Genomic DNA, 13,294 nt, shown 5'->3' with positions numbered 1-13,294 from the left:
GCCGGGCTGGGTATCGAGCAGGTCATCCGCACGACTACCAGGGGGAACAGGCCGCCATGTCGCAGCAGAACCGTCCCGTCGAGGGCGAGCACAAATACCAGCAGCACGTCACCTCGACCGGCGAGCACGAGGAGCGGCCCGGCCGCAGCCTCGTCACCACCGACCACGACGTGATCCAGGAATGGGCGCAGGAACGCGGCGCCAAGCCCGCGACCGTGCCCGGCACCGAGCACCAGGGCAGGGCGGGCGTGCTCCGCTTCGACTTCCCCGGCTACGGCGGCAATGACCTGGCGGAGATCACCTGGGAGGAGTGGTTCGAGACCTTCGACCAGCGGAAGCTGAACTTCATCTACCAGGAGCACAAGAAGGACGGCAAGCAGAGCAACTTCTTCCGGCTGGAGAACCCGGACCGCGAGGACGCCTGAACCCCGGAGGGGCGGGCCCGCCCCCGCCCGCCCGCCGGAGTCAGCCGCTCCCGCACCGAGCCCGCCGTTCAGCCGCGCTCTGGAGGGCCGCCGTTCAGCCGCCCTCGGAGACCCGGCGGGTGACCTCGTCGGCCAGCCGGTCGAGGGAGTTGTCGAGCAGCTCGCGCACCTCGCCCACCCTGGCGCTGGAGGCGGGCTCGTCGAGCAGCGACAGGTGCACGGTCACCTCGCTCGTGCCGGCCGCCGAGTCGGACACCTGCAGCCAGCCCGCGTAGTCGGGGTGGTCGCGGCCGCCCCACTCCACCCGGAGCTGGTCCTCCTGGGCGCGGAACAGCCCTTCGTGCCGCCCGCTGCCGGGCACCAGCTCGCCGCCCGCCTCGACGGTGCCCGCCCCGCCGTCGCCGACCCACAACCCCTGCGGCAGCCACCGGTCCATCAGCTCGACGTCGGACGCCACCCCGAACACGATCATGCTGTCGGCCGGCATCCCGCGCGTCGCCTCGATCTCCGCCATCACAGGCCCCCGTCTCCCCAGAATGCCGCCGTACCGGGCGCGGACCGCGCCGCCTGCCACCGGCAGCCGAACGCGGCGACCATACCCGTGGCATCTGCTCGCAAACCGGCCCCCGCGGTGCCCGTCTCTGCCACTACGGTGGCTCCGGTGAAACCGCGGCGAGAGGGGAGAACGGCGCGATGGCGGAGCTGCCACGAGTGCCGCCGGAGATGTTCCGGTTCGCCACCACCGAGCGGGCGGACCTGCACACGGCACTCCTCGACGTCCTCGGCGCCGCCGCCGAACGCCTGGAGCCCGCGCTGACCGCCGGCGAGGTCCGCGACCGGCTGCGCGACCGCGGCTGGTACGCCCCCGTCGGCGACCACGACCTGACCGGCGCGCTGCGGCAGCTCGCCGGCTGGCGGCTGGTCGAGGTCGTCTTCGACCACGCCGCCGGCTTCGCGACCGCCGAGGAGTACGAACGCAGGAACCTGCGCTACGCCCTGACCGCCCAGGGCGAGGCCGCCCACGCCGGGCTGCGGCAGACGTCGGCGACGCTGGCCTCGGCGACCTCGGCCTCGGGGGGCGCGCTCCACACCGCCGTGCTCGACGCCGTCGCCGACCGGCTGGAGGAGCTGGAGGCGCTGCTGGCCGACCCCGACCCCGGCCGCGACCGACGGGTGTTCACCTGCCTGCGGGAGCTGGAGTGCCACCTCGACGGGCTGCGCCGCGACACCGTGCGGCTCAACGGCGAGCTGCGGCGGCTGCTGCGCGCCGACGGAGCCGGCGTTGGCACGTTCCACGACGCCGAGGCGGCCACGGTGGCCTACCTCCAGGAGTTCGTGACCGGGCTGGAGCAGCGCGGCGAGACGGTGGCGCGGGCGCTGCGCGGCGTGGCCGGGCGGGGCGTCGGCGTCCTGCACACCCGGGCTTTGGCCGGCGCCGACCTGCCCCGGATCCCCGGAACCGACCTGGCCACGCCGTGGCTGGCCGCCCGCGCCGCCGCCTGGGCCGAACTGCGCCAGTGGTTCGACCCCGGCCTCGACGGCGGCACCGGCGACGAAGGTGCCGGGAGCGGGGGCGGGCCCCGGTTGCGGCGGCTGCAGGAGGTCGCGGGCGAGGCCATCGTCGCCCTGCTCGGGCTGCTCGACCGCGTCACCGCCGCCCGCCGCCCCGCCTCCGGCGCCGCCGCCGACTTCCGCGCGCTGGCCCGCTGGTTCGCCACCGCCCCGGCCGAGGACGACGCCCACCGCCTCTGGGACGCCGCCTTCGGCCTCGGCCCCGCCCGGCACGCCCACCTCGGGCACGCCGACGCCGAACTCGTCCCGGCCGGGACGCCCTGGGCGGAGGCCGGGCCGGTGGCCGTCTCGGCGCTGCTGCGCTCGCGGGGCCGGACCGAGCGCATGGGCCGTACCGGGCGGGTGCGCGACGTGGCCGCCCTGCGCGCCGAGCGCCGTGCCCGCGCCGAGAAGGAACACGCCGGGCTGGAGGCCGCCTGGCAGGCGCTGGCCACCACCGGCTCGGTCCGGCTGTCCCAGCTCGGCGCGCTCGACCACGACACCCTCGGCCGGCTGCTGGACCTGCTGGGCCGGGCCCTGGCCGCCCGTCCCGACGCCACCGGCCTGCGCCGGGCCGTCACCTCCGACGGCCGGGTCGAGGTCGTGCTGCGGGCCCCCGGCGACGGCGCGGTCGCGGTGCTGCGCACCTCCGAGGGCTGGTTCCGCGGCCCCGACTACCTGCTCGACGTGCGCTCCCGGGGCGCCCGCGACCACGGGAGGGCCGAAGGGGCATGAGCAGCCTGGCCAACCAGCTCGTCAGGGCGGAGAAGGAGGAGATCGCCCGCGCGATCAGGACCCTCCTCGCCCGGCCCTTCCTGACGGCCGACGACGAGCCCGCCGCCTTCGCGGTGATCAGGAAACGGCGGGAGCCGCTGACCCGGTGGTTCGACTACTTCTGCGGCTGGCGGCTGGTCGTGGAGCCGCGCGAGGGCTACGCCCGCCTGGTCAAGGTCGGGTCGCGGCCGACGGCCACCCGCCCGGCCCGCCGCCGCGCCGGCGGCCCGCCGTTCGACCGCCGCCGCTACACGCTGCTGTGCCTGTGCGCGGCCGAACTGCTCGCCGCGCCGGTCACCACGATCGGCATGCTGGCCGGGCGGGTGGCGCGGGCGGCGGCGGTCGAGACCGGCGTGCCGCCGTTCGACCCGGTCAGCGCCGACGAGCGGGCCGCCTTCGTCGACGCGCTCGAACTGCTCGAACGGCACGGCGCGATCACCCCCACCGACGGCACGACCGACGCCTACCTCGGCGACGAGGAGGCCAAGGTGCTCTACCGCGTGGACACCACCCGCGTGATCAGGCTGCTGGCCGCGCCCGTCCCGCCCTCCCGCCTGCCCGGCGCGGCCGACGACCCCGCGGCTCCCCTCGCGCCTCCCATCGCGGCGCTCACCGTCGAGGCCCGTTACGGCGGCGACGAGCCCACGGAGACCCAGCGCGCCTTGTGGGCCCGCCACTCCGTCATCCGCCGCCTGCTCGACGAGCCCGTCGTCTACCGCGACGAGCTGACCCCCGCCCAGGCCGCCTACGCCGCCTCGCTCACCGGCCGCCGGATGATCCGCAGGGCCGCCGAGGAGGCCGGGTTCGTGCTGGAGGAACGCGCCGAGGGGCTGCTGCTCGTCGACACCGAGGCCACCGCCACCGACACGAGGTTCCCCGACGACGGCGGCCCCGCCAAGGTCGCCGCCCTGCTCCTGCTCGACCTGCTGGTCACCGCCGGTCCGCTGCCCGCCGGACGCCTCGACGAGGAGGCCGCCGAGCTGCTGCGGCGCTTCCCCCAGTGGGCCAGGGCCTACCAGTCGGACGGCGGCGCGCCCCGCCTGGCGGCCGACGCGCTGGAGGTGCTCGCCATGTTCGGGCTGGCCCGCCGTACCGGCGACCGGGTGGCCGCCCTGCCCGCCGGAGCCCGCTACCGGGTCGATCGCGGCCCGGCCGACACGGAGGACGCATGACCGTCACCGAGCTCACGCCCGCCCGCACCGCCCCGGGCATGGACCGGCGCTGGATCCCCGTACGCGCCGGGATCCTCAACGTGTGGCGTTACCACGACGAGGTGTTCGAGTTCCACCGGGGCAGGCTGCTGCTGCGCGGGCCCAACGGCAGCGGCAAGTCCAAGGTGCTGGAACTGCTGCTGCCGTACGTGCTGGACGCCAGTCTCAAACCCAGCAGGCTGTCCACGTTCGGCGGCACCGAGCGGACCATGCACTGGAACCTCATGGGCGAGGGCGCGAGCGGCGTCACCCGCGTCGGCTACGTCTGGCTGGAGTTCCAGCACGCCGACGGCCGCTGGTTCACCTGCGGCGCCCGCCTCCAGGCCACCGCCCACACCAAGAACGTCACCGCCGCCTACTTCACCACCGGCTCCCGCGTCGGCCTGCCCGGCGGCGTCCGGCTCACCGGCGACGGCGGCCAGCCGCTGACCAGGGCCCAGCTCGCCGACGAACTGGGCGAGGCCGGGACGGTCCACGAGTCCGCCGACGCCTACCGCGCCCTCGTGCGCCGCACCCTCTACACCGGGCTCAACGAGCAGCGCTACGACTGCCTGCTCACCGCGCTGCGCCAGCTGCGCACCCCCAAACTGTCCGAACGGCTCGACCCCGGCCTGCTGTCCGACCTGCTGTCCAGCGCCCTGCCGCCGCTCGGCGAGGGCGAGATCCACGAGATCGCCGACGGCTTCGAGCGGCTCGACCGGCAGCGCGAGGAGCTGCGCCTGCTCGACCGCGACGTGCAGGAGGCCGACCGGCTGGCCGACGTCCAGCGCGGCTACGCCCAGAAGGTGCTGCGCGCGGCCGCCGCCGCGGCCCTGTCCGCCGGGCAGGCCGTCGACGCCCTCGCCGCCGAGGTGAAGGCCGGACGGGAGGCGCTCAAGCAGGCCGGCGACGAGCTGGCTGCCGCGGCCGTCCGGCTGTCGGAGGAGGAGGCGCAGGAGCTGGCCCTGGCCGCGCAGATCGACGGGCTGAAGGAGAGCGAGGCGTACCGGTCCGGGCACGCCCTGCACCGGCTGCGCACGCAGGCGCGCGAGGCGCACGAGTCGGCGGCCCGGCTGCGCGACCAGGCCGGGGCGGCGGCCCGCGGCGCGTCGGCCAGGCAGGAGCTGTCGCTGCGCGCGGCGGCCGTCGCCCGCGCCGCCACCGGCCTGGCCGACCGCGCCCGCGCCGAGGCCCGCCGGGCCGCCGAGCGCGCCGGGCTGCTCTCGGTCCACCTGGAGTGCGAACGCGCGGTTCCCGATCACTCGGGCGCTCAGACCGGCGCCGCCGGTGAGGGGGAGCGGGGCGACGACGGCGAGGAGTCCGTGCGCCGCGCCCGCGAGCTGCTGCGCGCCGCCGTCACCAGCCGCGCGGGCCAGATCCGCGAGGTCGCGGCGGCGGCCGTCGAGCACGAGGAGGCGATCGGCCGCCGCACCACCGCCGAGCACGACCGCGACCGCGTCCGCGACGACCTGGCGGCCGCGACCGCCGCCCACGACCAGGCCGGCGCGACCCGCGACGAGCGCGCCCGCGACCTGGCCGCCGCCCTGGAGGAGTGGGCCCGCGGCTGCGTGCACCTCCGGCTCGACCCCGAGGAGCTGGCGGGCCTCGCCGACCGCGCCGACCAGGCCGACGAGCTGGTCGGCGCGGCGCGCACGGCGGCCGCGGTCCGGCTGGCCGCCCGCGAGCACCACCTGACCGGCCTGCGCGACCGGCTGCACGCCGAACGTGCCGAACTGGCCCGCGAACGCGAACGCCTGGCCGACCGGACCGCCCTGGAGCCGCCACCCTCGCCCGCCCGCCCCGCCTCCCGCGCCGGACGGCCCGGCATGCCGCTGTGGCGGGCGCTCGCCTTCCGCTCCGGCGTCGACCCGGTCACCCAGGCGGGCGTCGAGGCGGCGCTCGAAGCCTCGGGCCTGCTCGACCTGTGGCTGCTGCCCGACGGCGGCATGGACCCCGGCGAGCACGACGCCTTCGCCGCCTCCGCCCTGGCCCGGCCCGCGCCCGGCCACAGCCTGACCGCCGTGCTGTCCGCCCAGCCGGGCGCGCCCGTCTCGGCCGAGCGGGTGCTCGCGGGCGTCGCCTTCGCCCCCACGGCGCTCGGCCTCGACCACCCGGCGGCCGTCGGCGCCGACGGCACCTGGCGGCTCGGCCCGGCCGCCGGGCGCTGGGTCAAGCCGGAGCCCTCCTACATCGGCGACGCCGCACGCGAGCGCGCCCTGCGCCGCCGCGTCGCCGAGCTGGACGACCGGCTCTCCGACCTGGCCGGCACGATCGCCGAGTGCGACCACCTGTTCAGGGTGCTGGCCGGCGACCGCGACACGCTCGCGGCCGAGCTGCGGCGGCGGCCCGACCGGAGGCCGTACGACGGCGCCGCGCGGGCGCTGGACGCGGCCGTGGGCAAGGTCGCCCTGCTGGAGGACCAGCTCCGCGCGCACGAGCAGCGCCTGCACGAGCGCGAGAAGGAAGTGGGCAGGTCGCTGCGCCGGCTCACCGAGCTGGCCGCCCGGCACGCCCTGCCCGCCGCCCGGCCCGCGCTCGACCGGCTGGAGGCCGCCCTGCGCGCCGCCGAGACCACCGGCGCCGTCTGGCACGACCGGCGCGGCGACGCCCGCGCGGCCAGGGAACGCGCCGGCCAGGCGGCCGAGACCGCCCGCGAGTACCAGGACCTGGCCGTACGCGCGATGGAACGGGCCGAGGAGGCGGCCGACGCGGCCGTCGTGCTGGCCGAGAAGCTGGCCGCCGTCGAGCCCGCGGCCGGCGGCGAGGACCTCGACCTGCTCGGCCGGCTCCAGGACGCCCAGACCGCCCACCAGGGCTGCCGCCGCCTGATCCGGACGATCCACGACGACACGGCCCGGCTCAACGCCCGCCTCGGACGGCTCAGGGGCGAGCTGGGCCAGGCCGAGGAGAAGCACGCCGAGGCCGGGCGCGTCCGCGAGGCGGTCTGCGAACGCCTGCGCCGCCTGCTGGCCGGCCACCTGGCCGCCGACGCCGGCCTGCCGGCCGGGCCCGCCCCCGACGCCGGGGTGCGGGCGGTGCTGGAGGCGGCCGGGGACGTGGCCGGGCGGCTCGCGGCGGTGCCGTACGAGCAGCGGAGCGTCAGGGAGGCCGAGGCCCGTCTGCGGGACGCCTTCCACCACGCCAGGGAGGTCCTGGCCGGTCGCGCCGAGCTGGAGCTGGCCCCCGACGAGGACGTCCAGGTGCTGACCGCCACCGCCGGCGGCGTGCGGGCGGGCGCGGCGGCGCTGGGCCGGGCGCTGCGCGGCGAGCGCGACGAGCGGCGCGGCGACATCACCGAGGCCGAGCGCGACCTGTTCGACCGCACGCTCGCCGGTGACACGCGGCGGCACCTGGCCGACCGCATCCGCCAGGCCGCCGCGCTGGTCGAGGGCATGAACCAGCGGCTCGAACGCGTCCGCACGGCCTCGGGGGTCGCGGTGCGCCTGGTGTGGCAGGTCGATCCCGGCCAGTCGCCGGCCACCCGCGCGGCCCGCGAGCTGCTGCTGCGCGATCCGGCCGGGCTGAGCGAGGCCGACCGTGAGGCCCTGTACGCCTTCTTCCGCGACCGCGTCGAGGAGGCGCGCGCCGACAACTCCTCGGCCGGCTGGGAGGACCAGCTCATGAAGGTGCTGGACTACACGTCCTGGCACCGGTTCGTGGTCCGCCTCGACCGCGGCGACGGCCAGGGTTGGCAGGACCTGACCAGGAAGCTGCACGGCGCCCTGTCCGGCGGCGAGAAGGCCATCGCCCTGCACCTGCCGCTGTTCGCCGCCGTGGCCGCCCACTACCGCACCGACCCAGGCTGCCCCCGGTTCATCCTGCTGGACGAGGTGTTCGTGGGCGTCGACCGGGCCAACCGCGGCCAGGTCTTCGACCTGCTGGTGAACCTCGGGCTCGACCTCGTGCTCACCTCCGACCACGAGTGGTGCGAATACCGCGAGCTGGACGGCATCGCCATCCACCAGCTCATCACTGGCGACGGCGACGACGCGGTGACCACGGCCCGCTTCGTGTGGAACGGCTACCGGACCGTCGCCACCGAGACCCTTGATTAGAAAGGTTCTTTACCACCAGCGATCGCGTCCGTATGGTGGGGGCAACCCTCGGGAGGCGGTCATGAAGATCCGCACCGCTGCGGTCGTGCTGACGACCCTGCTCGCCCTGTCTGTCCCTGCCTCGGTGACCGTCTCGCCCAGTGCCACGGCGGCGGCCGCCGTCGCCTTCGGCGCGATCGTGCCCGCTCCGGTGAGCGCGGTCCCGGCGGCGGGGGTGACGTACCTGATCACCGCCGCGACCGCCCTGTACTCCGACGCGCCCGAGGTGGGCGAGCAGCTCGCCGCACGGTTGCGCCGCTCGACCGGCTACCCGGTCCCGATCGTGACCGCACCGCCGGCCGACGGGATCGCGCTGCGGCTGGGCACGGTGGCCGGCGGGGAGGAGGCGTACCAGCTCGACGTGACCGCCACCGGGATCGTCGTGCTGGCCAACGCGCCCGCCGGGCTGTTCAACGGCGTGCAGACGCTGCGGCAGCTGCTCCCGTACGCCGCCGAGGCCGGCACGGTGCAGCCGGGCCCCTGGCCGGTGCCCGGCGGGCGGGTCGTGGACCGGCCGCGCTACCCCTGGCGGGGCGCGATGCTCGACGTGGCCAGGCACTTCTTCCCGGTGGACGCGGTCGAGCGGTACCTCGACCAGATCGCGCTCTACAAGATCAACCGCCTGCACCTGCACCTGTCCGACGACCAGGGCTGGCGCATCGCGATCGACTCCTGGCCCCGGCTGGCCTCCTACGGCGGCGGCACGGCGGTCGGCGGCGATCCCGGCGGCTTCTACACCAAGGCCCAGTACCAGGAGATCGTCGCCTACGCCGCCGCGCGAAACATCACCGTAATTCCGGAGATCGACATGCCGGGGCACACCAACGCCGCCCTCGCCTCCTACGGCGAGCTCACCTGCGACGGCGTCGCCCCGCCCCGCTACACCGGCACGGACGTCGGGTTCAGCTCGCTGTGCACGTCCAAGGAGCTCACCTACACCTTCGTCGACCAGGTGATCGGCGAGCTGGCCGCGCTCACCCCGGGCCCGTACCTGCACATCGGCGGGGACGAGGCGTCCTCCACGACGCCGGCCGACTACCGGGCGTTCGTCGACCGGGCGCAGGGGATCGTGGCCGCCCACGGCAAGACCGTGATCGGCTGGCACGACGTCGTCAACGCCACCCCGCTGCCCTCCACGGTCGTCCAGTACTGGGGCAGCGACCCCACGGAGACGGCGGTCTCGACGGCGGGCCGCAAGGTCGTCATGTCACCGGCGAGCCGCGCGTACCTGGACATGAAGTACAACCGGCGCACCCCGCTCGGCCAGACCTGGGCGGGCACGATCGAGGTCAAGGACGCCTACGGCTGGGATCCCGGCGCCTACCTCAGAAGGCTCCCGCCCGAGCAGGTGCTCGGCGTCGAGGCGCCGCTGTGGACCGAGACGCTCAGGACGTCGGCCGACCTCGAGTACATGGCCTTCCCCCGCCTGCCCGCGCTCGCCGAACTGGGCTGGTCCCCTTCCGCCACGCACGACTGGACCGCGTTCCGGCAGCGGCTGGGCGCGCAGGGCCCGCGCTGGCGCGTCATGGGGATCGCCTACTACCGCTCCACCCAGATCGCCTGGCCCTCCGGTTCGTAGGAGCCCCCTCAGGAGCTGCGCATGTCACGATCGATCAGATGCGTCCTGGCCGTGCTCGTCCTGCTGCTCGCCTCGGGGGTGGTGAGCGCCGGCAGCGCCGTCGCTGCGGCCGGTTCGACCGAGCTGGCCTCGGGCTGGGCGCTGCGCCCGGCCACCGGCCTCGCCGATACCGGCGCGGCGATCTCCACGCCCGGGTACGCCACCACCGGCTGGCACCCGGTCACCCTGCCCTCGACCGTCCTGGCCGGGCTGGTCGCGAACGGCGTCTACCAGGACGTCTACTTCGGCCAGAACCTCAAGAACGTGCCCGACCTGACCACCCAGGACTGGTGGTTCCGCGGCGAGTTCAGCGCCCCGGCCACGGCTCCCGGCCAGGTGTACTGGCTGCGTTTCAAGGGCCTCAGCTACCGCGCCCAGATCTGGCTGAACGGCGTGCAGCTCGACGCCGCGGCCGTGGGCACGTTCGTCGGCCACGAGTACGACGCCACCGCCGCGATCCGGCCCGGCGCGGTCAACGCGCTGGCCGTCAAGGTCACCCCGCCGCGTCACGACTGCAAGGACCTGTCCACCTGCACGGTGGACTGGAACCCCGAGGCCCCTGACATGAACGCGGGCATCTGGAACACGACCCTGCTGGACACCACGGGCCCGGTGGCCCTGCGCGACCCGTACGTGCGGACCACCCTGTCCGGCGCCGCCGCCGACCTGACCGTCTACGTGGACGCCGTCAACGCGACGAACGCCCCCGTCACCACCACGGTCAGCGGCACGATCACCAAGGCGGGCCGGCCCGACCTCACCTTCTCCCAGGCCGTCACGCTGGCCGCCCGCGAGCGCAAGGAGGTCGCCTTCGCGCCCCTGCACGTGAGCGATCCGGTGTTGTGGTGGCCGTACCAGTTCGGCAGCCCCGAGCTGTACCGCCTGACGGTCAGCGCGGGCGCCTCCGACAGCAAGGCCATCGACTTCGGCATCCGCGAGGTCACCGACTACCGCACCACCGTCAACGGCACCTCGTTCGCCGGATACAGGATCAACGGCCGGCCGATCCTGCTGCGCGGCGGCGGGTACGTGTGGGACCTGATGCAACGCTGGGACACCCGGACGAACGCCGCCCACATCGCCTACGTCAAGGACATGGGCCTGAACACCATCAGGCTGGAGGGCACCCTCGGCAACGAGGAACTGTACGACATGGCCGACAAGGCGGGCATTCTGGTCATGCCGGGGTTCGTCTGCTGCAGCGCCTGGGAGGACGACAGCGCCTGGACCGCCGAACAGGAACAGGTCGCCCGCGCCTCGCTGGACAGCCAGCTCCGCTCGTTGCGGCACCACGCCTCGGTGTTCCTGTGGACCTACGGCAGCGACCAGCCGCCGACGGCCGCGCACCTGGCCGCGTACAAGAGCGTGGCCACCGCCCTGCACTGGCAGAACCCCACCCTGGACAACGTCGCCACCTGGTCCAACGCCGACGCCGGCATGAAGATGGACGGCCCGTACGTGTGGGAGCCCCCGGTGCTGTGGTGGGACGAGAGCCGCAGCGGCGGCGCGTACGGCAGCACCGGGGAGGAGGGCACCGAGGCGCCGCCGCCCCTGGAGACGCTGCAGCGCTTCCTCGCGCCCGCCGACGTCTGGCCCATCGGCACGGCGTACAACTACCACGCCGGCAAGCCGGGCAGCGTGTTCGACACCGTCGCCCCCTACAGCACCGGCCTGGCCAAGCGCTACGGCACGCCCGCCTCCGCCGCCGACCAGTCCCGCAAGTCCGAGGCCCAGAACTACGAGAACGCCCGCGCCTTCTTCGAGGCATGGAGCGCCAGGCAGCACGTGCGCTCGTTCGGCTCGATCTTCTGGATGCTGAACAACGCCTGGCCGTCGGTCCACTGGAACCTCTACGACTACTACCTCAAGCCCGGCGGCGGCTACTTCGGCACCAAGAAGGCCACCGAACCCGTGCACATCGCCTACGACTACCTGACCCGGGCCGTGCACGTGGTCAACTCGACCCTCACCACGCGCTCCGGACTGACCGCCACGGTGTCCGTGCACAACCTGCCGGACCTGGCCCAGCAGTACACCGCCTCGGCCCCCGTCACCGCCACGGCCAACGCCGGCGTCCAGGTGCTGACGATCCCGGCGCTGACCGGGCTGTCGCGGACGTACCTGATCAGGCTCCAGCTCAAGGACGCCGCCGGCGCGAAGGTCAGCGACAACGTCTACTGGTACTCCACCGCGCCCGACACGCTCGGCAACAAGAGCAACTGGTACCGCACCACGCCGAAGACCTACGCCGACCTCACCGGCCTGAACGCCCTGCCCGCCGCCGACGTCGCCGCCACCGGCGTCCGCGCCGTCTCCGGCGGGACCGAGACCGTCACGATCACCCTGCGCAACCCGTCCGGCCTGGCCTTCCTCGTGCGCCCGGAGGTGGTCGCGGACGGGCGCGAGGTCGTGCCGGTGACCTACACCGACAACTACGTGACGCTGTGGCCGGGGGAGACCACGACCATCACGGCCACGTACCGCACGAGCGACCTCGGCGGCCACCAGCCGGCGCTCCGCGTACGCGGCTACAACGTCCCCACCACGACCATCCCCCTCACCTGACCCGCCTCCCCAACCACGTGACCCGCTTTCTCGATCACGAGGCCCGCCGCCCCGGGCGGGACCCCGGCCGCTCGCCGGGGTTCCGCGCGCGGGCGACGGTCAGGGGGTGGCCAGCGCGTCAGCCCAGGGCGGGTTCGCGCCCGCCACCGAGCACGTCAGCGCCGACACCCGGGCCGCGAACGACGCGGCGGCCACGGCGGTGTCCAGGTCGAGGCCGTCGAGCCGGCCGCCGAGCAGGCCGCGCGCGCCCAGGTCGTGCAGGAGCCCGGCGGTGAAGGAGTCGCCGGCGCCGACCGTGTCGACGACGTCGACCTCCGGCGCCCGCACCTCCGCCCGTTCGCCGTCGAGGGACACCAGCGCGCCCGCCGCCCCGCGGGTCACCACGACGAGCCGGGCCCCGGCGGCGTGCCAGGTGTCGCAGGCCCGTGCCACCGGCGCGCCGGGCATCAGGAAGCGCAGGTCGTCCTCGCTGAGCTTGAGCAGGTCGGCCCACCGGCACCAGCGCTCGACCCGGTAGTCCTCGCGGGCGGCGAGAGTGGGCCGCACGTTGGGATCGACCGAGACCGTGGCCCGCGCGGCGGCCGCGCGTGCGAACTCCTCGACCGCCGCCCGGCCCGGCTCCCTGACCAGCGCCAGCGACCCGGTGTGCAGGCAGGCGGCCGGGCCGAGCCGGGCCGGGGCCAGCTCGTCCTGGCTCCACTGCCAGTCGGCGGTGCCGCCCGCGTAGAAGGTGTAGGCGGCCTGGCCGCCGTCGTCGAGCGCGGCGACCGAGAGCGTGCTCGGCTCCGCGGCCTCGACGGCCGCCGACAGGTCCACGCCCGAGGACGCCAGACGTTCACGGAACAGCGCGCCGAACACGTCGCCGGAGATGCGTCCGAGGAAGCGGGCCGGCGTGCCGAGCCTGGCCAGAGCCACCGCCGTGTTGGCCGGGCCGCCGCCCGGCAGCACCCGCAACCCGAGCTCGCCGCCCTGCCCCGCGCCGCCCGCCGCGCCGCCCGCCGCGGTGGTGAAGCCGTCGGCGACGCACTCGCCCAGAACAGCGATCATCGAGCCTGCCTTCCTGGCGCGCGCCGCCGA

At 75.3% G+C, this 13,294-nt stretch carries 8 protein-coding genes; 6 read left to right on the top strand and 2 right to left on the bottom strand.

What is annotated here, in order from left to right; translation table 11 throughout:
• The first annotated feature begins 56 nt into the window (after positions 1-56).
• The gene (locus ABT158_RS05935; RefSeq protein ID WP_352351353.1) at positions 57-425 is read left to right on the top strand and encodes a hypothetical protein; all 369 of its coding nucleotides are present in this window, start codon (positions 57-59) and stop codon (positions 423-425) included.
• Positions 426-519: 94 nt separating this feature from the next.
• On the opposite strand, the gene ABT158_RS05930 is transcribed toward ABT158_RS05935, so the two are convergent.
• Positions 520-939, bottom strand: a complete 420-nt coding sequence (locus ABT158_RS05930; protein WP_352351351.1) for an SRPBCC family protein — start codon at positions 937-939, stop codon at positions 520-522.
• A gap of 179 nt (positions 940-1,118) precedes the next feature.
• Between ABT158_RS05930 and ABT158_RS05925 the strand changes: the two genes are divergently transcribed.
• From ABT158_RS05925 to ABT158_RS05905, 5 genes are all read left to right on the top strand, one after another.
• Positions 1,119-2,711 carry a TIGR02677 family protein gene (locus ABT158_RS05925; protein ID WP_352351349.1) on the top strand — a complete coding sequence of 531 codons (1,593 nt, stop codon included), beginning with the start codon at positions 1,119-1,121 and terminating at the stop codon, positions 2,709-2,711.
• On the top strand, positions 2,708-3,922 hold the full coding sequence (locus ABT158_RS05920; protein ID WP_352351347.1) for a TIGR02678 family protein: 1,215 nt from the start codon (positions 2,708-2,710) through the stop codon (positions 3,920-3,922). The genes ABT158_RS05925 and ABT158_RS05920 overlap by 4 nt, the downstream gene beginning before the upstream one ends.
• Positions 3,919-7,995 carry a TIGR02680 family protein gene (locus ABT158_RS05915; RefSeq protein ID WP_352351345.1) on the top strand — a complete coding sequence of 1,359 codons (4,077 nt, stop codon included), beginning with the start codon at positions 3,919-3,921 and terminating at the stop codon, positions 7,993-7,995. The genes ABT158_RS05920 and ABT158_RS05915 overlap by 4 nt, the downstream gene beginning before the upstream one ends.
• 61 nt (positions 7,996-8,056) lie before the next feature.
• Positions 8,057-9,613, top strand: coding sequence for a beta-N-acetylhexosaminidase (locus tag ABT158_RS05910; RefSeq protein ID WP_352351343.1), 1,557 nt, complete (start codon positions 8,057-8,059; stop codon positions 9,611-9,613).
• Between the two features lie 21 nt (positions 9,614-9,634).
• The gene (locus ABT158_RS05905) at positions 9,635-12,217 is read left to right on the top strand and encodes a glycoside hydrolase family 2 protein (RefSeq protein ID WP_352351341.1); all 2,583 of its coding nucleotides are present in this window, start codon (positions 9,635-9,637) and stop codon (positions 12,215-12,217) included.
• Positions 12,218-12,316: 99 nt separating this feature from the next.
• Here ABT158_RS05905 and ABT158_RS05900 read toward each other — a convergent pair whose 3' ends face one another.
• On the bottom strand, positions 12,317-13,264 hold the full coding sequence (locus tag ABT158_RS05900) for a carbohydrate kinase family protein (protein WP_352351339.1): 948 nt from the start codon (positions 13,262-13,264) through the stop codon (positions 12,317-12,319).
• Between the last annotated feature and the right edge of the window lie 30 nt (positions 13,265-13,294).

Source organism: Nonomuraea sp. NPDC001636 (assembly GCF_040298265.1).
GTDB lineage: Bacteria > Actinomycetota > Actinomycetes > Streptosporangiales > Streptosporangiaceae > Nonomuraea.
The sequence above is the reverse complement of the archived record's forward strand: the minus strand, read 5'-3'. Positions and strand labels throughout refer to the sequence as shown.

Bases quoted from the DNA above. Each gene is read 5' to 3' on its own strand.
- ABT158_RS05935 (WP_352351353.1), top strand. From the start codon at position 57: ATGTCGCAGCAGAACCGTCCCGTCGAGGGCGAGCACAAATACCAGCAG.
- ABT158_RS05930 (WP_352351351.1), bottom strand. From the start codon at position 939: ATGGCGGAGATCGAGGCGACGCGCGGGATGCCGGCCGACAGCATGATC.
- ABT158_RS05925 (WP_352351349.1), top strand. From the start codon at position 1,119: ATGGCGGAGCTGCCACGAGTGCCGCCGGAGATGTTCCGGTTCGCCACC.
- ABT158_RS05920 (WP_352351347.1), top strand. From the start codon at position 2,708: ATGAGCAGCCTGGCCAACCAGCTCGTCAGGGCGGAGAAGGAGGAGATC.
- ABT158_RS05915 (WP_352351345.1), top strand. From the start codon at position 3,919: ATGACCGTCACCGAGCTCACGCCCGCCCGCACCGCCCCGGGCATGGAC.
- ABT158_RS05910 (WP_352351343.1), top strand. From the start codon at position 8,057: ATGAAGATCCGCACCGCTGCGGTCGTGCTGACGACCCTGCTCGCCCTG.
- ABT158_RS05905 (WP_352351341.1), top strand. From the start codon at position 9,635: ATGTCACGATCGATCAGATGCGTCCTGGCCGTGCTCGTCCTGCTGCTC.
- ABT158_RS05900 (WP_352351339.1), bottom strand. From the start codon at position 13,264: ATGATCGCTGTTCTGGGCGAGTGCGTCGCCGACGGCTTCACCACCGCG.